The sequence below is a fragment of the Qipengyuania flava genome (assembly GCF_019448255.1).
Classification (GTDB): domain Bacteria; phylum Pseudomonadota; class Alphaproteobacteria; order Sphingomonadales; family Sphingomonadaceae; genus Qipengyuania; species Qipengyuania flava_A.
Window position 1 is genome coordinate 735669 of record NZ_CP080410.1, and the last position, 19276, is coordinate 754944.

19 protein-coding genes are annotated in these 19276 nt (G+C 65.0%); 10 read left to right on the plus strand and 9 right to left on the minus strand.

All coding sequences use genetic code 11. The features are described 5' to 3' along the window. The first annotated feature begins 126 nt into the window (after positions 1 to 126). From KUV82_RS03650 to KUV82_RS03660, 3 genes are all read left to right on the plus strand, one after another. The gene (locus KUV82_RS03650; RefSeq protein WP_219955539.1) at positions 127 to 795 is read left to right on the plus strand and encodes an OmpW/AlkL family protein; all 669 of its coding nucleotides are present in this window, start codon (positions 127 to 129) and stop codon (positions 793 to 795) included. A gap of 143 nt (positions 796 to 938) precedes the next feature. Further along, the gene (locus KUV82_RS03655) at positions 939 to 1988 is read left to right on the plus strand and encodes a YeiH family protein (protein WP_219955540.1); all 1050 of its coding nucleotides are present in this window, start codon (positions 939 to 941) and stop codon (positions 1986 to 1988) included. 23 nt (positions 1989 to 2011) lie between these two features. Beyond that, on the plus strand, positions 2012 to 2263 hold the full coding sequence (locus KUV82_RS03660) for a DUF6356 family protein (RefSeq protein WP_219955541.1): 252 nt from the start codon (positions 2012 to 2014) through the stop codon (positions 2261 to 2263). 34 nt (positions 2264 to 2297) lie between these two features. Here the strand turns inward: KUV82_RS03660 and KUV82_RS03665 are convergent, their stop codons facing one another. After that, positions 2298 to 3092: an SDR family oxidoreductase gene (locus KUV82_RS03665; protein ID WP_219955542.1), complete on the minus strand. Its 795-nt coding sequence runs from the start codon at positions 3090 to 3092 to the stop codon at positions 2298 to 2300. A gap of 79 nt (positions 3093 to 3171) precedes the next feature. Between KUV82_RS03665 and KUV82_RS03670 the strand changes: the two genes are divergently transcribed. The 4 genes from KUV82_RS03670 to KUV82_RS03685 all read left to right on the plus strand — a co-directional run bounded on the left by KUV82_RS03670 (position 3172) and on the right by KUV82_RS03685 (position 5442). Then, positions 3172 to 3735 (plus strand): hypothetical protein, encoded by a 564-nt coding sequence (locus KUV82_RS03670; RefSeq protein WP_219955543.1) that lies wholly within the window; start codon positions 3172 to 3174, stop codon positions 3733 to 3735. Between the two features lie 91 nt (positions 3736 to 3826). Further along, the gene (locus tag KUV82_RS03675) at positions 3827 to 4288 is read left to right on the plus strand and encodes a Dps family protein (RefSeq protein ID WP_219955544.1); all 462 of its coding nucleotides are present in this window, start codon (positions 3827 to 3829) and stop codon (positions 4286 to 4288) included. Positions 4289 to 4363: 75 nt separating this feature from the next. Continuing rightward, positions 4364 to 4984, plus strand: coding sequence for a 6-phosphogluconolactonase (locus KUV82_RS03680; protein WP_219955545.1), 621 nt, complete (start codon positions 4364 to 4366; stop codon positions 4982 to 4984). Continuing rightward, positions 4972 to 5442, plus strand: coding sequence for an NUDIX domain-containing protein (locus KUV82_RS03685; protein ID WP_219955546.1), 471 nt, complete (start codon positions 4972 to 4974; stop codon positions 5440 to 5442). The genes KUV82_RS03680 and KUV82_RS03685 overlap by 13 nt, the downstream gene beginning before the upstream one ends. Here the strand turns inward: KUV82_RS03685 and dinB are convergent. Continuing rightward, positions 5439 to 6557: a DNA polymerase IV gene (dinB, locus tag KUV82_RS03690; protein ID WP_219955547.1), complete on the minus strand. Its 1119-nt coding sequence runs from the start codon at positions 6555 to 6557 to the stop codon at positions 5439 to 5441. The genes KUV82_RS03685 and dinB overlap by 4 nt on opposite strands. A 67-nt stretch (positions 6558 to 6624) precedes the next feature. Here dinB and KUV82_RS03695 point away from each other — a divergent pair, with 67 nt between their 5' ends. Continuing rightward, positions 6625 to 7890, plus strand: a complete 1266-nt coding sequence (locus KUV82_RS03695) for a multidrug effflux MFS transporter (RefSeq protein WP_219955548.1) — start codon at positions 6625 to 6627, stop codon at positions 7888 to 7890. Positions 7891 to 8056: 166 nt separating this feature from the next. Here KUV82_RS03695 and KUV82_RS03700 read toward each other — a convergent pair whose 3' ends face one another. From KUV82_RS03700 to KUV82_RS03730, 7 genes are all read right to left on the minus strand, one after another. Continuing rightward, the gene (locus KUV82_RS03700) at positions 8057 to 9604 is read right to left on the minus strand and encodes an acyl-CoA carboxylase subunit beta (RefSeq protein WP_219955549.1); all 1548 of its coding nucleotides are present in this window, start codon (positions 9602 to 9604) and stop codon (positions 8057 to 8059) included. A gap of 55 nt (positions 9605 to 9659) precedes the next feature. Continuing rightward, positions 9660 to 11531, minus strand: a complete 1872-nt coding sequence (locus KUV82_RS03705) for an acetyl/propionyl/methylcrotonyl-CoA carboxylase subunit alpha (RefSeq protein ID WP_219955550.1) — start codon at positions 11529 to 11531, stop codon at positions 9660 to 9662. A gap of 37 nt (positions 11532 to 11568) precedes the next feature. Then, entirely contained in the window at positions 11569 to 12555 is a 987-nt protein-coding gene (locus KUV82_RS03710; RefSeq protein ID WP_258319836.1) for a phytoene/squalene synthase family protein, read from the minus strand. A 32-nt stretch (positions 12556 to 12587) separates the two neighbouring features. Then, the gene (locus tag KUV82_RS03715) at positions 12588 to 13169 is read right to left on the minus strand and encodes an LOG family protein (protein WP_219955551.1); all 582 of its coding nucleotides are present in this window, start codon (positions 13167 to 13169) and stop codon (positions 12588 to 12590) included. Positions 13170 to 13177: 8 nt separating this feature from the next. After that, a complete protein-coding gene (locus KUV82_RS03720; protein WP_219955552.1) occupies positions 13178 to 14728 on the minus strand; it encodes a phytoene desaturase in 1551 nt (516 codons plus the stop codon). After that, positions 14725 to 15900 (minus strand): lycopene beta-cyclase CrtY, encoded by a 1176-nt coding sequence (gene crtY, locus KUV82_RS03725; protein ID WP_258319837.1) that lies wholly within the window; start codon positions 15898 to 15900, stop codon positions 14725 to 14727. The genes KUV82_RS03720 and crtY overlap by 4 nt, the downstream gene beginning before the upstream one ends. A gap of 62 nt (positions 15901 to 15962) precedes the next feature. Beyond that, entirely contained in the window at positions 15963 to 16679 is a 717-nt protein-coding gene (locus KUV82_RS03730) for a hypothetical protein (RefSeq protein ID WP_219955554.1), read from the minus strand. Between the two features lie 114 nt (positions 16680 to 16793). On the opposite strand from KUV82_RS03730, the gene KUV82_RS03735 reads away from it, so the two are divergent. Then, positions 16794 to 17636, plus strand: a complete 843-nt coding sequence (locus KUV82_RS03735; RefSeq protein WP_219955555.1) for a MipA/OmpV family protein — start codon at positions 16794 to 16796, stop codon at positions 17634 to 17636. A gap of 77 nt (positions 17637 to 17713) precedes the next feature. Continuing rightward, positions 17714 to 19273 (plus strand): flavin-containing monooxygenase, encoded by a 1560-nt coding sequence (locus KUV82_RS03740; protein WP_219955556.1) that lies wholly within the window; start codon positions 17714 to 17716, stop codon positions 19271 to 19273. Positions 19274 to 19276: the final 3 nt, after the last annotated feature.

A 19276-nucleotide genomic window follows, 5' to 3' on the forward strand; every position in this document is an offset into this window, starting at 1 on the left:
CCTTCGCGCCATTCCTTGATCTCCGTCAAAGACCGGGCCGGGGGCTTCGGCAAGAGAGCGGCCAGGGCGAAGCAAACATCCTGGACCGCACGGGGCGGTCGCTGCTTCGCAAGGATGGACAATTCCATGAAGACCAAGACCGCTGCCCTGATCGGTGCGCTGGCCTGCCTCGCATCGCCTTCTGTCGCGCTGGCCGAAGCCGGCGACGTACAGGTCAAACTGCTCGGCACCTATGTCGCGCCCGATGGCAAGATCACCGATGTGAATGTCGATCTCGTCGGCCTGCCCGCGACCACGCAGACCGAAGCCAACGACAATGTCGTGCCGACGGTGGCCATCGAATACTTCTTCACCGACAATTTCTCTGTGGAGACGATCTGTTGCTTCACGCAGCACGATGTGGACGCCGTGTCCGGCCTGCCGGGTGCCGAGCTGGTTTCGAACGCGCGCCTTATCCCGGCGACGTTCACGGCCAAGTACCACATCCCCGCTGGCGGCGTGACGCCCTATGTCGGTGCAGGCGTCACCTACTTCCTCTGGATCAGCGACAAGCCGGGCGCGGCGACCGTGCCGCTGGGCGTGACCGACACGGACCTGTCGGACGAGTTCGGATTCGTGCTGCAGGCCGGCTTCGACATCCCGGTCGGCGACAGCGGGTTCGGCGTCTCGCTCGACGCGAAGAAGTACTTCGTCGACACCACGGCGCGTTGGTACGCGGGCAACACGCTGGCGATCGAAACCGAACACAAGCTCGACCCCTGGGTGCTGAGCGCCGGGGTGTCCTACCGCTTCTAGGGCGGCGCCTTCGCAGTTGGGAAACCGCGATTCCGGGATTTACACCACCTCCCACCCCGGGATTGCGGTTTCTCTTTCTCCTGTTGCGCGGCTGCGGTAAGGGCGGCCGACGGCGAAAGCCGCACGGGGGATAAGGCGCGGGCATGAAGTCGACCGACAGTTTCTACATGGCCGATCTCTACGGGGAGCTTCAGCTTGCCCCGTCCGACGAGAAGCGCAACTGGCGCGCGCCGATCCCCGGCCTGCTGCTGGTCACGACCGCGGCGCTCGCCGCGCTCTGGCTGAGCGAACATTACGGCGCGCCGCAGATCCTGCTCGGCCTCCTGATCGGCTTTGCACTCAATTTCACCAGCGCGGATGCGCGCCTGCGCCCGGGGCTCGACATGGCCTCGCAAACGCTGCTGCGAGTGGGGATCGTGCTGCTGGGCCTGCGCGTGACCTTCGGCGAAATAGCCGCGCTCGGACTGCTGCCTTTCCTTGGCCTTGCCGCGATCATGGCCGGCGTGATCGGCGTCGGGGTGCTGGCCGCCCGGCTGACGAGCCAGGACCTGCGGTTTGGCCTGCTCGCTGGCGGCGCGACGGCCATTTGCGGGGTCTCGGCAGCGCTCGCGCTGTGGAGCATCATCGGCTCCAAGCGGGTCAGCCAGGAAGGCTTCGCCATCACGGTGCTGGGCGTCACGCTTGCAAGCGCCCTGGCGCTGGCAACCTATCCGGCGCTTGCCGCCATGCTGGAGCTTTCGGACACGCAGGCGGGATTCCTGGTCGGCGCTTCGATCCACGATGTGGCGCAGGCCATCGGCGGCGGCTTTGCCGTGTCGGAAAAGGCGGGCGAAGTCGCGACCGTGGTCAAGCTTTCGCGCGTCACGCTGCTCGTGCCGCTCCTGCTGCTGGTCGCGCTGGTGCTGGGCCAGAAGGGCGAGGGCAAGCGCTTCTCGCTGCGCCAGGGCGTGCCTTGGTTCATCGCCGGCTTCGTCGCGGTGGTGGCGCTCAACAGCCTTGTGGCCGTGCCTGCCGCGCTTGCCGGATACGGCGCCTCGGCTGCCAGCTTTTTCCTCCTGCTCGCCGTGACCGCCGCCGCGATCAAGGCGGACCTTTCCGGCATCCTGGCGCATGGCTGGAAAGCCTTCGTGCCCGTAGCCGCTGCAACCTTGACCGCTTTCGCTCTCGCGCTCAGCGTGGCGTGGGCGCTTTGATCACCCCCTGAGGATTCGCTGCCATGTCCATTTTCACCGACCACCCGCATTCGATCGGCGAGAGCTATTTCGAGCATCTCGCCAGCGCCTCGCGCTTTGGCCGGCGGCTGATCGTGGCGGGCCTTGCCTGCATCGTGCACGGGATCTTCCCGTTCTGGTGCAAGGCCACGGGCAGCAAGGCGGTGCACAAGCTCTCGGCCGAGATGATTCACGGACGCGAAAAGTTCGGCCCCGGCGACCGGCGCCAGGGCGAACAGAAGGACTGGTGCATCTAGGTTTTCTAGACACGCTCCCTGAGCGTGGAGGTTTCTACTTCGGCGGCATCCGGATCGCTCCGTCGAGGCGAAACTGGTGGCCGTTGATGTAACTGTTGCGCGCGATCTCGCAAATGAGCGAGGCAAACTCCTCCGGATGGCCGAGCCGCTTGGGAAAGGGCACCGAGGCGTTCAATTGCGCCCACATCGCCGGGTTGCGGTCCTTCATGCCCAGCATCAGCGGCGTCGCGAAGATGCCCGGCATGACCGAGTTCACGCGGATGCCGATGTCCATCAGGTCGCGCGCCATAGGCAGCACCAGCCCGTTCACGCCGGCCTTGCAGCTGCCGTAGATGACCTGACCGATCTGGCCATCCTGCGCCGCGACGCTGGCGGTCAAAGTGATGCAGCCACGCTCGCCATCTTCGTTGAGCGGTTCGGAGTTGGCCATGCCGAGCGCGGAATGGCTGGCGATGCGGTAGGACGAAACAAGGATGCCCTCGGCCCCGAAAGCGTAGTCTTCGGTCTCGAGCCGCTTGTAGCGCCCGTTTTCCTTGTCCCAACCCAGCGTCTTCCCGCGACGGCTGGTCATCGCGCAGTGGACCGTGACCCGTTCCTGCCCGTGCGCGGCACGCGCCGCTTCAAAGCCGTCGACCACCGATTGCTCGTCGGTGATATCGACCCGCGCAAACGTGCCGCCGATGGCCTTGGCATGGGCCTCGCCCGCCTCTTCGTTGACGTCGAAAATCGTGACCTTGAGCCCTGCGTCCGCCAGCGCCTGCGCGCTCGCCTTGCCAAGCCCCGATGCGCCGCCCGTGACGACGGCGGCCATGCCCGCTGTGAGTTCCAAACTCTCTCTCCCTAGGTTTCCTCTCCCTGCGTGCTATCGCATGGGAACCGGCATAGGAAGGGGAGGCGAAAGGGCCGCCATGACATCGCTGCTGTTTGCCATGGTCGCCAGCTTCCTTGCCGCCACCGGCGCGCGCGACCAAGTGCTGGTCGCCCGGCTCTCGGGCACGCTTGGGCCTTCGAACGGGCTGCTTGCCGTTGCGCTTGCCAGCTCGGCCGCCACGGCGGCGATAGCGGCCTGGTTCGGGGACCGGCTGGCGCAGACCATGTCCGAGAACGCCTCGATCATGTTCGTCGCGATCGCGTTGCTGCTTGCCGCCTTCGAATGCGCCTGGCCCAATCGGGAGAAGACGCCCGCCGAGCCCACTCGCTCGCTGGGCGCTATCGCAATCGTGCTGTTTGCCCGCCAACTGACCGACGCTTCGCGCTTCCTGGTCGCGGCTATGGCGGTTGTCTTTTCATCCTGGCCGCTCGCCGGGCTGGGCGGGGCACTAGGCGGCGGGGCAGCGGTGGCTGCGGGCTGGGCACTGGGCCACGCACTGGAGGAGAGGGCGCCCTTGCGCACCCTGCGGATCGGCCTTGCGGTCATCCTCTTCACCCTGGCGATCATCACGGGCCTGACTGCGCGTGGAATCATCGGATAAACCGATCACTGCGAATTCCTTTAATCGAGAAACCCTTTGAGGGATGGGCCGTTGGTGAGGCAAAGGTCAAATCAGACAAAGGGGAATTCCCATGGCCGAACTCGGCAACAATTCGAAAGCTGGTCTCGTAAACGCTCTCAACGGTGCGCTGGCAGACACCACCGCGCTCTATTTCAAGACCAAGAACTTCCACTGGCATGTTGCGGGCCCGCGTTTCCGCGACCTTCACGTGCTGTTCGACGAACAGGCCGCCCAGCTGGTCGGCACGATCGACGACCTTGGCGAGCGCGTGCGCAAGAACGACGAATACACGCTGACCTCGATCGGTAGTGTCGCCAAGCACACGCGCGTCAAAGACCAGGACGATGTCACGCTGACCGCCGATGCGATGGTGGTCGAACTGCGCGACGACAACAAGGTGCTCCACGACCGCCTGCTCGAAGTGAAGGAAGCGGCCGAGGAGGTGGGCGACAACGCCACCAGCGGGATCGTCGATGACTGGATCGACCAGACCGAAGAACGCATCTGGTTCCTCAACCAGACGAGCAAGTAAGCGAATAGCTATGCGAACGCTCAGCCGGGCCGCCTTTCCCCTTGGGGACGGGCGGCCTTGGTGTATCTAGGGCCCATGGAAAACGCGAAAATCATCGAAGGCGCGAGCGATGCCACCATTGCCGACTGGCTCGCTGCGCGCCTTGGCGAGGCCATGGGTGACGGCGAGGGGCCGGTCACGATAACGGTCCCGGGCGGTTCGACTCCCTTCCCGATTATGGAGCTGCTGCTCCACCACGACCTCGACTGGACGCGACTGGTCGTGTGGCCGGGCGATGACCGCGTCGTCCCCGAAGATCACCCCGCGTCGAACACCGGTAAGCTGCGCGATCTGTTCGAACCGGCAGGCGCAGAGGTGGTGACGCTGTCCGAAATGGAAGCGGTCCCCCACTTCGCGATCGCCTGGCTCGGGATGGGCGCCGACGGGCACATCGCCTCGCTGTTTCCCAACACCGATCCGCAGGTCGATGCGCGCGAGGCGGTCGTGCGCCTGACGCCCGATCCCCTGCCGCCCGAGGCCCCGTTCGATCGGATCAGCCTGACCATGCCTTCGCTGCTCGCCAGCGACGTGCTGGTCTTCGTGATCCGGGGCGAGGAAAAGCGCGAAGTTCTCGACCAAGCCCTTGCGAAAAAACACGATCTTCCGGTTGCGCGGCTGCTCGCCGCGGCTAAACAACCGGTGACATGCTTCACCTGATACCCAAGCCGCTGCACCAGCTGGTGCTCAAGATTGGTCACCGCGTCCGCCATCATTGGCGGCAGGTTCGTGGTACGACCGGCGAAGGCGTAAGCGTGATCGGACGGGACCTGCAGGGACAAATCCTGCTGGTGCGCCACAGCTACGGACCGGACGGCTGGTATTTCCCGGGCGGCGGCGTCGGCCGCAAGGAAACCCCCGAAAGCGCAGCGCACCGCGAAATCCGCGAGGAAGTCGGCTGCCGGGTCGACGGCATGCGCCTTGTCGGCGTGATTGAGGAAACCCTTTCCGGCGCGCCGCACCGTGCGCACATCTTCGACGGCGTAATCGACGCCATGCCCCAGCCCGACGGGCGCGAAATCATCGAAGCGCGCTTCTTTCCTACCCACTCACTGCCCGAGCCGCTGAGCCCGCGTACCAAGGCGCGCCTCGAGCTTTGGGAAGCGCGCAGGAGCTAAAGCAGGGAAAGCTGCGCGTCGGGGCGCGGCGCCTCATCCTCGCCATCGCGCTCCAGTTTCGACAGCGTCAGGCCCATCAGCCGTATCGGCATGGGCAGCGGAAGCACCTCTTCGAGCAGCGCGCGGCCGATGGCGGCGAATTCCTCCTTGCTTGTGATCGCGCGGTCGACCGTCTTCGCGCGGCTGAAAATCTGGAAGTCGGTGTATTTCATCTTCAGCGTCACCGTACGCCCGCGCGCCTCAGCGCGTTCGATATAGCCCCACACGATGTCGATAATGTCCTCCATCGTCTCGCGCAGCTCGCTGCCGGAGGACAGGTCGCGGCTGAAGGTCCGCTCCCCGCCGACCGACTTGCGAATCCGGCTGGATCGCACGGGTCTTAAATCGATGCCGCGCGCGGCGCGGTAGAGATAGTCGGCGAAGCTGCCGAAATGCGCGCGCAGCCATTCGATGTCCTTGGTAGCAAGGTCGCCGCCGGTTTCGATCCCGAGGCGCGCCATCTTCTCCGCTCCCTTGGGGCCGACGCCGTGGAACCGGCGGATCGGCAGGCCGGCGACGAACTGCGCACCTTCGCCCGGGCGGATGACGCACATCCCGTCGGGCTTGTTCTGGTCGCTGGCGATCTTGGCGAGAAACTTGTTGTAGGACACGCCGGCGCTCGCGGTCAGCTTCGTCTTGGCGCGGATTTCCTGCCGGATCAGCTCGGCGATACGGGTCGCGCTGCCAATGCCGAGCTTGTCTTCGGTCACATCGAGATAGGCCTCGTCGAGGCTCAAGGGTTCGACGAGGTCGGTGTGGTGGCGAAAGATTGCGCGGATCTGCTGGCTCACCTCGCGGTACACATCGAAGCGGCTCTTGCAGAAGATGAGGTCCGGGCATTTGCGTTTGGCGGTGACGCTGGGCATCGCGCTGCGCACGCCGAACTTGCGCGCCTCGTAGCTCGCTGCCGCCACCACGCCGCGCCCGCTCGATCCGCCAACCGCGACCGGCTTGCCGCGCAGTTCGGGATTGTCGCGCTGCTCGACGCTGGCGAAGAAGGCGTCCATGTCGACATGGATAATCTTGCGCAGGCCATCCGCCTCGCCGTCCTCATCCGTGTCTTTCGCGTCACTCATTATTCCTTCTAGATAGGCGCATGGGTTGCAAAGCGGAACCTTGTCCGTCACCTGCCATTTTGTGCAAATGCGAAGCGATCCTCTGAGCGGCGGAGAACGCCCTGCGGCCGAAACGGCCCGGCGCCCCCTGATCGGGGAGCGCGAGCTTATCTGGATGATGGCGTTGCTGATGGCCTGCAACGCCTTTGGCATCGACGCCATCCTCCCCGCGCTCGACGAATTGGCGAGCACTCTGGGCGCCGAGGGCAACGACCGCCAGTTCGTGGTCGGCGTCTACCTGCTCGCCGCAGGCATCGGCACGCTGATCCCGGGCGCCTTTGCCGACCGCTATGGGCGAAGGCCGGTGCTGTTCACCGCGCTTGCTTTCTACATCGTGCTCTCACTTGCTTGCGCGGCGGTAACGACCTTTGAGCAGCTGATCGTGCTGCGCGCGCTGCAAGGCTTCTTCGCCGCCGGCATCATCGCGCTTCCGCCCGCGATCATTCGCGACCGCGTGGGCGGCGACAAGATGGCGCGCATGATGAGCCTCATCTTCGTGATCTTTCTGCTGGTTCCGGCAGTCGCCCCCAGCATCGGGCAAGGGGTCATGCTGCTGCTTGGCGACTGGCGCTGGATTTTCGTCTCGATGGCCGTCCTGGGTCTCGCGATGACCGCCTGGGTCTATGTCCGCCTGCCGGAAACGCTGCACGAGGAGGACAAGCAGGAGATCAACATCTCCGTCATTGCGTCCAATATGCGCAGCGCCGTGACGATGCGCTCGACAATCGGCTACACGCTGGCTAGCGCGCTGGTGTTCGGGGCGCTGTTCGGCTTCATCAATTCGAGCCAGCAGCTGATCGGCGAGGCCTTTGGCGCTGGCGACATGTTCCCGCTGCTCTTTGCGATCTGCGCCGGCTGCATGGCGCTTGCCAACTGGTCCAACAGCCGCATCGTCGAACGCTTCGGCGCGCGCCGGGTGAGCCACACCGCGCTGTTCGTCTTCATTGCAGTGGCCGCCGCGCAGCTTTGGTTTGCGACCCAGCCCGACGAAGATTTGTGGACCTTCATCCCGCTGATGGCCGCGAACATGAGCCTGCTCGGCTTCATCGGTGCGAACTTCGGGTCGATTGCAATGCAGCCCTTCCGCCATATCGCCGGCGCTGCGTCGAGCGCGCAGAGCTTCCTGCGCATGACCACCGGCGCACTGCTGGGCGCAGCCATCGGCTACGCCTACGACGGCACCGCACGCCCCCTTGCGCTGGCGTTGCTGGTCTCGGCGAGTGTGAGCCTGATCTTCGTGCTGTATTCGGAACGCGGCAGCCTGTTCGGCCCGCCCGAACCGGATATGGATTAGGTTTGTTGGGGTGCGGTCAGGACATGCGTCCCGACCTTGCGGCGGCACCGGCCCTCACCCCCACCCGGCCACCCATCAGTATAGTGCCGTGGGTGGCCGGGTGGGGGTGAGGGCCGGTGCCGAAGGGACGGATGGATGTCCGTCCCGCACCCGACAAGAAACTCCCCTACTCGCTCTTCAGCCTGCGCCAGGCGAGCCCTGCAAATTCGCACAGCAGCGGGCGCGTGTCGCGCGGGTCGATGATGTCCTCGACATTGAAGCGCTCGGCGCTGCGGAAGGGTGAGGTGACCTTGTCCAGCCGGGCACGAATAGCCTCCAGCTCGGCTGCCGGGTCTTCGGCGGCTTCCAGCTCGGACTTGTAGGCAACTTCCAGCCCGCCCGCGATCGGCAAGGACCCCCAATCGCCCGAGGGCCAGCAGTAGCGGTACTGGTAAGTCTCAGCGTTGCTCATGGCGCTGCCGGCAATGCCATAGGCGCGGCGCAGCACGATGGAGGCGAGGGGCACAGTCGCCTTGTACACCGCGTTCATCGCCTGCACGCCGTAGCGGATCGTGCCTGCCATCTCTGCCTCGCGTCCGATCATGAAGCCCGGGTTGTCGACCAGGTGGACGATCGGCAGGCGGAACTGGTCGGCGAGCTTCACGAAGCGTTCGACCTTCTCGCTCGATTTCGCATCCCACGATCCGCCGAGGTAGCTGGGATCGGATGCGAGCACCATCACCGGCCAGCCGTCCAACCGGGCAAGCGCAGTGATGCAGGCGCGGCCCCACATACGGCCGATCTCGAACACCGTGCCGCGGTCGAACACCGCATCCATGCAGCGGCGCATCGAATAGACCTGCTTCTCCTCGCGCGGGACGAGGTCGATGAGGAAGTCCTCGCGCCGGTCGGCGGGGTCTTCGCATTCTGCGCGGCGGGCGAGCTGGCCGACATGCTCGGGCATGAAGGAGAGGAAATGGCGCGCGCGGGCGAAGGCCTCGGCTTCGCTTGCGACCTCGTCATCGACCACGCCGTTGCGCGTATGGATGCCGCTGCCGCCCAAATCTTCCTTGGCCTGCTGGTGATCGGCGGAGCCCTTGTAGCTTTCGCCAAGGCCATCGACCACGGCCGGGCCTGCGGCGAAGATCTGGCTCAGGCCCTTGACCATGATCGAATAATGGCTGGCGACCGTGCGCGCCGCGCCTAGGCCTGCTGTCGGGCCGAGAGCCAAGGCGACAACGGGCACGGTGTCGAGGTTCTTGACCACGTCCGACCAGCCCGGGACGGCCGGAATGTAGGTCGCACCGATCTGTTCGAGTGTCTTTACGCTGCCGCCGCCGCCCGTGCCGTCGATCATGCGGATAAGCGGTATCTTGAGCTCATGCGCCATCTTTTCGGCCTGCACCATCTTGCGGGAAATTCCCGCATCGGCCGCGCCGCCGCGAATGGTGAAATCGTCGGCCGTGGCGACGACGGGACGCCCGCCGATCAGCGCCTTGCCGAAGAGAAAAGGGGCGGGGAGGACGCTCTCGAGATTGCCGTCCTCGTCATAGCTGCCCTTGCCCGCGATCTTGCCGATCTCGCGGAAACTGCCGTCGTCGACCAGCGCGGCGAGCCGGGCGCGGGCATCCATCTTTCCCCGGCCATGCTGGCGCGCGACCTTCTCCTCGCCGCCCATCTGCTCGGCGAGCGCCTCGCGTGCGCGCAGTTCATCGAGTTCTTTCTGCCAGCTCATGCGTGCCCTCTCTCCTCGGGGGCACGCTTGCAAGGGATGGGCGGAAAGGAAAGCCTTATTCTTCTTTCGGCTCCACAACCGCGAGCACCGCCTCGACCTGCACCTGCCCGCCCGTCGCAGCCGAAAGCTCGGTGACGGTTCCGTCGAAGGGCGCGGTGAGCGCGTGTTCCATCTTCATCGCCTCGAGCACCATCAGCCGCTGGCCAGCGGTGACCGCATCGCCCTCGGCCACATCGACCGCGATGACCTTGCCCGGCATCGGGGCGAGGATGGCGCCGTCGGCGGCGGAGGCGGCGCCCGAACCGCGCGACTGGCGTTCGAAGACGAAGCTCTGGCCGTCTGCAAAGACCACGGCGCGTGCCGGATCGACAAAACCGGTCGCAAAGGCTTCGATGTTCGACGTCGCCGCCGCGACGGTCCGCGTCTCGCCTTTATGCGTGAGAGTGGTGCTCAACACGCCTGGAGCGTTCAGGCGAAGGCCGATCGGAAGGTCATCGAAGGGCTCGGTTTCCGCCAGCGCTACGAAGTCTGCGGCGCTTTGCCAGATGTCCTCATCGGCTTCGTCCGAAGAAATGAGCGTTTCGAGCTTGGCTTCGATGAAGCCCGTGTCCAGGCGCGCATCCGCAAAATCCTCATCGCGCAAGCAGTTAGCAATGAACGCCGCGTTGGTCTTCACCGGCCAGATTTCGACATCCTCGGCTATGTCCGCGAGCTGTTCGATGGCTTCTGCGCGGGTTTCGCCCCAGACCACGAGCTTGGCCACCATCGGATCGTAAAAGGGCGAGATCATGTCGCCTTCTTCCACGCCGGTCTCGATCCGGCCTTCCACGCCGAGGTCGAAATGCTCGAGCCTTCCGGTCGAGGGCAGGAAGCCGCCATTCGGGTCCTCGGCATAGAGGCGCGCCTCTATCGAATGGCCATCGATGAAGAGGTCGTCCTGCTTCAGCGGGATCGGCTCGCCGCTCGCCACGCGCAGTTGCCACTCCACCAGGTCCACACCGGTGATTTCCTCGGTCACCGGGTGTTCGACCTGCAGGCGAGTGTTCATCTCCATGAAGAAGATGCGGTCGGCGCGCAGGCCTTCGCTGGCGTCGGCGATGAATTCGATCGTGCCGGCGCCCTCGTAATCGACCGCCTTGGCGGCGCGCACGGCTGCGGCGCAGATTTCCTCGCGCGTGGCCTCGTCCATGCCGGGGGCGGGGGCTTCCTCGATCACCTTCTGGTGGCGGCGCTGCAATGAGCAGTCGCGTTCGAACAGGTGGACGACGTTGCCGTGGCTGTCGCCGAAGACCTGCACCTCGATATGGCGGGGCGAGGTGATCCACTTTTCCAGCAGCACCTCGTCATTGCCGAAGCTTGCCTTGGCCTCGCGCCGGCAGCTTTCCAGCGCGGCTTCGAAGTCGCTTGCGGCATCGACCTTGCGCATCCCCTTGCCGCCGCCGCCCGCGACCGCCTTGATCAGCACCGGATAACCGATGGCGTCGGCTTCCTTGGTCAGCCGCTCGACCGACTGGTCTTCGCCCAGATAGCCCGGTGTTACCGGAACGCCCGCAGCGATCATGCGCTCCTTGGCGGCGTCCTTGAGGCCCATCGCCTCGATGCTTTCAGGCTTCGGGCCAACCCAGATCAGCCCCGCCTCGATCACGGCGCGCGCGAAATCGGCGTTCTCGGAGAGAAAACCATAGCCCGGATGGATCGCCTCCGCCCCGGTCTGCTTGGCCGCCGCGATGATCTTCTCGCCCACGAGATAGCTCTCTGCAGCAGGCGAGGGGCCGATGTGCACCGCCTCGTCGGCCTGGCGCACATGCAGCGCCTTGGCGTCGGCGTCGGAATAGACAGCCACCGTGGCAACGCCCATCTCGCGGGCGGTGCGCATGATGCGGCAGGCGATTTCGCCGCGGTTGGCGATAAGGAGCTTTGAAATCATGGACGCCGCGCTAGCCGTAGCGTCGCCGCGCTTCAAGCTACCAACCGGCCAATGGCTTGAAATCGTGGCGCGACCACAGGATCGGTTCCTCGGGGCCGCTCGGGCGGTTCCAGATCGCCTCGAAGAAGGCGGCGACCATGTGCCAGGCCTTTTCCAGCGCGTTCACCCGCGTGCGCGTGTCCCATGCGAGCTGGCCGCGGGTCAGCACCTTGCGCCCGATCGCGCCGTAGATGCGTGCAGCGGCAAGCACGGCCCAGCGCTGGCGGAAGCGCAGGCGTTTCGCGCCGAGTTTCGAGGCCGCTTCGTGCTTTTCCATTAGCGCGATCATGCGCGGCATGAGGCTCGCCAGCTTGAAACGGTTCTCGGGCAGCGCGTGTTCGCCCTGTTCCCAGCCCATCTCGTCGAGCCAGCTCTGCGGCAGGTAGCAGCGGTTCGCCTCCGCATCCTCGACAATGTCGCGTGCGATGTTGGCGATCTGGAAGGCGAGGCCGAGGTCGCAGGCGCGGTCGAGCGTTTCGCCATCGTCGGAATGCACGCCCATGATGCGCGCCATCATGATGCCGACCGCGCCCGCCACGTGGTAACAGTAGCGCAGCATGTCGGCTTCGGTCTTCGGGCTCCAGCGCGTGGCGTCGAGCGCGAAGCCTGCGATCACGTCATAGGCTTCGTCCAGCGTCAGCCCGCATTCGTCGGCAACAAGGCCGAAGGCGTCGAAAGCCGCGTCGGCGGTGGGCTGTTCCTCGAAGGCGCGCTTGGTGAGAACCCGCAGCGCCTGCACACGGTCTTCGGCTTCCTTCGCCGTGCCCTGGTCGCCGAGCGGGCCGCCCTTGTCCTGGTTGTCGGCAATGTCGTCGCAGCGACGGCACCAGGCGTAGAGCAGCCAGCTGCGTTCGCGCGTGGTCTTGTCGAACAGCTTGGAGGCGGCGGCGAAGGAATGGCTGCCCTCCTCGATCGCGGCGAGCGATTTCTCGACCAGCACCGCCCGGTGCCGCCCGCCGCCCGCCTTGGCCGGGGTGGCCTTCATGAAGCGCGAGGCGACAAGGGGGCGGGGCTTGTTCAGAGGTCGTCGGCCTTCATCTGGAAGATCGGCGTATGCGGCTCGTAAGCCGCCATCTTGTCGACCAGCCCATCAAGCGTGGTGTCGTGGACGAGAATGCCCTGGTGCACCGGCCGCACGAACCCGACTTCGGCCATCTTGCGGTTGAAGGCGATCAGCTCGTCGTAAAAGCCGAAGGCATTGAGCAGGCCGACCGGATTGTCGTGATAGCCAAGCTGCGCCCAGCTCATGGCCTCCCACAGCTCATCCATGGTGCCGACGCCGCCCGGAATGGTGACGAAGCCGTCGGACAAGTCGGTGAAGCGCTGCTTGCGCTCATGCATGCCCGAAACGGTGTAAAGCTCGGTACAATCGTGATTGGCGACTTCGCTGTTGGCGAGCGCTTCGGGTATGACGCCGATAACTTCGCCGCCCGCTTCGAGCGCGCCGCGCGCCGTGGCGCCCATCAGGCCGAGACGGCCACCGCCATAAACGACGCCGATGCCGCGCTCGGCAAGGCCTTTGCCGACATCGTAGGCGAGCTGGATGTAACGCGGATCATCTGGCGAGGCCGAGCCGCAATAAACTGCAAGACGTTTCATGCCGGCGCTCATACCGTCAGATCTTCCAGCATCAAGCCGGCCGTTGCCTTGGCGCTGCCGACAACGCCGGGAATGCCTGCGCCCGGGTGCGTGCCCGCACCGACGAGGTAGAAGTTGTCGAGCACGTCGTCGCGGTTATGCCCGCGGAACCAGGCGCTCTGGGTAAGGACCGGTTCGAGGCTGAAGGCGCTGCCCATGTGGGCGTTCAGATCCATCGCGAAATCGCGCGGAGCGTAGTGGAACTTGGTCACGATCCGCGAATGAATGTCGGGGATCAGGCGGCGCTCCAGCTCGTCGAGGATACGCTTTTCGAGGATCGGGCCCATTTCCTCCCAATCGACCGCCAGCTTGCCCATGTGGGCGACCGGCACAAGCGCGTAGAAGGTGCTCATGCCCTCGGGAGCGACCGACTTGTCGCTCACGCTCGGGTGGTGGAGGTAGATCGAGAAATCCTGCGGCAGGACGCCGTGGTCGTAAATGTCCTCCAGCAGGCCTTTGTAACGCGGGCCGAACAGGATCATGTGGTGGGGTATGCCCGGCCAGCTGCCCTCGATCCCGAAGTGCACGACGAAGAGCGAGGGGCTGTAGCTCTTGCGCGAGAGGGACTTGGTGTAATCCGCCCCGCGCTTGGAGCCCGCCAGCAGGTCCTTGTAGCTGTGCATGATGTCGGCGTTGCTGGCGATCGCATCGAAGCGTTCGCGCCAGCCCGAGTGGGATTCCACCTCGGTCACCTGCGTACCGAGCGTGTGTATGTGGACCACCGGATCATGCATCCGCACGGTCCCGCCAATGCGCTCGAAATGCTTGACCATCCCGGCAATCAAGCGGTTCGTGCCGCCCTTGGCCCACCACACGCCGCCGTCCTTCTCCAGCTTGTGGATGAGGGCGTAGATGCTGCTGGTCTTCATCGGGTTGCCGCCGACGAGGAGGGTGTGGAACGAGAGCGCCTCGCGCAGCTTCTCGTTGTCGACGAAGCTCGACACCATGGAATAGACGCTGCGCCAGGCCTGTTGCTTGGCGAGCGCGGGCGCGGCCTTGATCATCGACTTGAAGTCGAGGAACGGCACATGGCCGAGCTTCACATAGCCTTCTTCGTAAACCGCTTCGGAATATTCGAGAAAGCGCTGGTATCCAGCCACGTCCTTGGGGTTGAGCTGCGCGATTTCGCGGAAGAGCTGCTCTTCGTCGTTCGAATAGTCGAACTGCGTGCCATCGGGCCAGTGCAGGCGGTAGAACGGCATGACCGGCATCAGCTCGACATCTTCGGCGAGGTCATGGCCTGTCAGCGCCCAAAGTTCTTTGAGGCAATCGGGATCGGTGATGACCGTCGGGCCGGCGTCGAAGGTGAAGCCATCCTTTTCCCAGAAGTACGCGCGGCCACCCGGCTTGTCGCGCGCTTCGACCACGGTCGTCTGGATACCGGCCGATTGTAGGCGAATGGCAAGCGCAAGTCCGCCGAAGCCCGAGCCTATCACGCAGGCCGTGCGCCCCGTGGGAGCGGGTACGAAAGGACCATCGGACGAGGCGGGGGTCGTGGGATGGGTAATTTCAGCGTTCATTGGGATCTTTCATGGACGAGCGGGCTGCCCTTGCCAAGCAGCGCGCGGATTGCGGCGATCACAGGTACGGGAGGGCGGCCCGAAAGGATGCGCAGCTTGTCCGCGCGCGTTGGCCGGCCGGCGTAGAACCGTTCGACCAATGGCTCGCGCAGACGATAGAAGCGCTCGAACACCCGATAGCGTTCCTCGGGCTTCGCCGCGTCGAACAGCATGCGGCCAAGACGGCGGTAGAAACGGGTCGCGCGCCAGTGGTCGCGGGCGCGCTTGTCGAACATCGCGGCGAGCTGTTCGCCGGGCAGGGTTGCCTCTTGCGCCAGCGCCAGCGCGTTGGCGACGGCAAAGGGCAGGGTGTAGCTGGTCAGCGGGTGGGTGAAGCCGCCGCGAGCACCGGCGCGCACGACGCCCGGGCCGCCAAGGCTGCGGCGGTAGGCGGCAAAATCGCCGCCTGTGATGACCGGCAGGACACCGGTCTCGCCGCCCAAGATATCGCCCCACCAGCCCATCCGCTCGCAATAGCGATCGATGCGGCCCGACAGCGCGCCGCGATCTAGCGTGGGGCTGTCGGCGTAATAGGTGTCCTCGACGAAGAGCTCCTCGGCACCAAGCGGCAGCGTATAGACGAAGCGATAGGCCCCGTGCTGGCGCACCCGCGCGTCCATCACGATCGGGCGAGAAACCTCGTGCAATCCGTTGGTGCGCAGGTGGCGGCCCATGAAGACCTGCCAGCCACCGCGAAGATGCGCCGAGGGCTCGAAATCGCGGCAATCGACCACGGTGCGTGCGGGGATGTGCTCGCCCGTTTCCAGCGTCAGACCATCGGGCGCGAGTTCCGCCACCCGGCTGCGCGTGCGGATCGCCTCCTGCGGCAGTTCGCGCCGCAATGCCGCGTCGAAATCGCGGCTGGCGAGCGAGCGGTAGGTCGAGCCGAGCGTGCGCGCGTGGCCGGGGAAGAAAACCTCGTAGCCCGCCTGCCATTCGGTCTTGCGGAAGGTGCCGAGCAGCGCCGTGCCATCGCGATCGAGGTCGCTCGTGAACCAGCTCCAGCGATGGTTTCCGCCGAACGCGTCTCCGGCCTCGAACAGGGCGATGCGCAGCTCGGGATTGGCGCGGTGCACGGCCAGCGCGGCCAGCCCTCCGGCCAGCCCGCCTCCGACAATCGCCATATCGATCATGCGCCCGCTCATTGCGCGATGGGCTTAGGGGGCAAGGGCAGGGTCGGCAATCGCCCTTTTTACTACTCGGCCGGGTAGCACTCGTCCATCTTCGCCGTGAGCGCCCGGTCAAGCGCTGCATCGACCTCGGCGTCCTCTTCGGGCGTGAAGTCATCGTTCATCAGCTTGAGTTCGAGCGCGTCCATCTCAGGTCGCAGCGCCAGGAAGCGCGCAAACCACGGCTCTCCCAGCAGTTTCAGACCGACTTCGCGTGCGAGGACGGGTTCCAGATTGGCCTTTATCTCCTTGCGGGTCGCTTCCTTGTCCGCCGCGAAGCTTTCTTCCGAGACGACCATGTCTTCGCTGTCGCGGATTTCGTCCATGGCGTTGCCGTACTGCACGCTGTCGCCCGCCAGCCTGACAAGCGCCTGGCCGTTTTCCGATGCGTAGAATTCGGCTGCGCCTGCTGCATCTTCGACCGAAAGCCGGTCGCGGAAGAGCGCCAGCAAGTCTGTCCGGTATTCGCCAACCGCGCGGCGGTGCGAGCGCAGCAGCGTCGGCATCATCGCATCGGTCATGCTGGAGTAGACGCCCGGGCACTCTTCTTCGAATGCGACCATGTCCGCATCGCGTTCGAACTCGCTGACCATCATGGTGCGCATCGTGTCCTCGGTCCCCTCCATCATGAACTCTTCGCTCGCCATCGCATCGAGGAGCTTCTGGTAGGGGTCTTCGCTGGCGCCGAGCGGGGCATGGGCGAGCGAGACGGCGAGGGCGCAAAAGGCAAGGCGTTTGATCATGATTCGCCATTAGATCATGCGCTTGGCGGAAGAAATGCATGGCGGCGCTTATGCACGGCTAGGAACAGGAGGCAGGGTTGCGTGTTGGGAAGCGAAAGAGGGAAATTACCGGAAATGAAGACGCTTACCTATGCACTCGCCGCCTGCGCAGCTCTTGGAAGCGGCAGCCAGCTTGCCGCCCAAGACATAGAAGAACTGCCTGGCGCGGAAGAGACCGTGTTCGATGACAACTGGCTCTCGGTCGGCGTCGGCGTGGTCTATTCGCCGAGCTACAACGGGTCAGACGACTACGTCTTCTCGCCAATCCCGGTGGTGCAGGGGCGCCTTGGCCCGGTCGGCATCAGCCCGCGCGCTCGCGGCGTGACCTTCGATTTCGTGAACGACCAGGGTGAGGGCACCACTTTGTCGGCGGGCCTCGCGGTGGGCCTCAATCGGAACCGCGCCGCACAGATCGAAGACGCGGTCGTCTTGTCCTACGGCGAGCTCGACACGGCAATCGAGGTTGGGCCATCCGTCGGCGTGCGCTTCCCCGAGCTGCTGAACCCTTACGACAGCCTCAGCCTCAGCGTCGACACCGTGTTCGACGTCGCCGGAGCGCATGACGGGATCGTGGTCAGCCCCACGATGACCTATTTCACGCCGGTAAGCCGCGGCGCAGCTGTTTCGCTCAGTTTCGGGGCTGCCTACGTCGATGACGACTACGCCAATTACTACTATTCGGTGCCCGGCGGCGGTCCGCTGCCCGCCTTTCAGGCCGACGGCGGATGGGAGCGTGTTGGTGTGAACGTGCTTGCCGGCATCGATCTCAACGGAAACCTCGCCGACGGCGGTCTCGCGATCATCGTGATGGGCGGCTATTCGCGCATGCTGGGCGATGCGAAGCGCTCGCCCTTTACCTCGATCCGGGGCGATGCGGATCAGTGGATGGGCGCGCTGGGCATCGGCTACACCTTCTAACCCACGGCGCTTTGATTTCGATCAATGCGGCACATCGCCCTCGCGTGTGATAGGATCGCTCGCGAGAGGAGAGGCGTATGAACGCTGTTGGAGCGATCGAGGGCGATCGCGCGGCCACGCATGTGGACGTGCTGATCGTCGGGGCAGGCATTTCGGGGATCGGCTCGGCTTACCACCTGCAGGAGCAGTGCCCCTGGGCGAGCTATACGATTCTTGAGATGAAGGACACGTTCGGCGGGACCTGGGACACGCACAAATATCCCGGCGTGCGATCGGACAGCGATCTCTACACCTTCGGCTATCGCTTCAAGCCCTGGGTGGGCGCACCCATCGCGAGCGGCGAGGAAATCCTCAAGTACATGGGCGAGGTGATCGAGGAGAACGGGATCGGCGAGCACATCCGCTACGGCCACCGGATTACCTCCTGCGCTTATGCGCGCGACACAGATCTGTGGACCGTAGCCGCAACGCGTTTGGCGGATGGTGCAGGGCACACCTTCACCTGCTCCTTCCTGTGGATGTGCCAGGGCTATTACGACCATGAGAACCCCTACATCCCGCCCGAATGGCAGGAGAAGGGGCTGGATGCGTTCAAGGGCGATTTCGTCCACGCGCAGAAGTGGGACCCCGACTACGACTATGCCGGCAAGCGCGTGCTGGTGATCGGCTCGGGCGCGACCGCGGCCACCGTTGTCCCCGCCTTTGCCGAGAAGGCCGCGCATGTGACCATGCTGCAGCGGTCGCCGACCTATTTCTTCTGCAACGAGAACAAGAACGAGCTGGCCGACCGGCTGCGCGAGGTCGGGATCGACGAACCAACCGTGCACCGCGTGGTCCGCCAGCAGATCAATTACGACCAGGACCAGCTCACCAAGCGGTGCCGGGAAGAGCCAGAGGTCGTGTTCGAAGAGCTCAAGGAACTGGTGCGTGAATTCACCGGCAAGCCCGATTTCGAGTTCGAGCCGCATTTCACGCCCAAGTACCGGGTGTGGCAGCAGCGCCTGGCCTTCTGCCCCGATGGCGATGTCTTCCGCGCCGCGGTCGCTGGCCAGCTGACCATGGTGACCGACACGATCGACCATTTCACCGAAAACGGTGTCATGACGTCATCGGGCGAGGAGATCGAGGCCGACCTGATCGTCGCCTGCACCGGCTTCAACCTGCTGGTGATGGGGGGTATTCCCTTCACCGTTGACGGCAACGAGGTCGATTGGTCGCAGACCGTGACATACCGCGGGGCCATGCACACCGGCGTGCCCAATTCGGCCTGGGTCATGGGATACTGGCGCGCGAGCTGGACGCTGCGCGTCGACATGATGGGCGATTTCGTCTGCGGGCTGCTCAACCACATGCACGACACCGGTGTCTCGCAGGTCGAAGTGCGTTTCCGGTCCGAGGATGAGGGCATGGACATCCTGCCCTGGATCGAGAGCGACAATTTCAACCCCGGTTACCTGATGCGCGGTCTCGACAAGATGCCGCGCCGCGGAGACAAGCCGGAATGGCGCCACAACCAGGATTATTGGCGCGAACGCGAGGAGTTCCCCGCGATCGCGTTCGACGGACCCGAGTTCGCTTACTCGGGCGACCCTGTCCTTGGAGCCGCCAGCAAGGAGCCGGCGGCCACCGCCGCCTAAGAT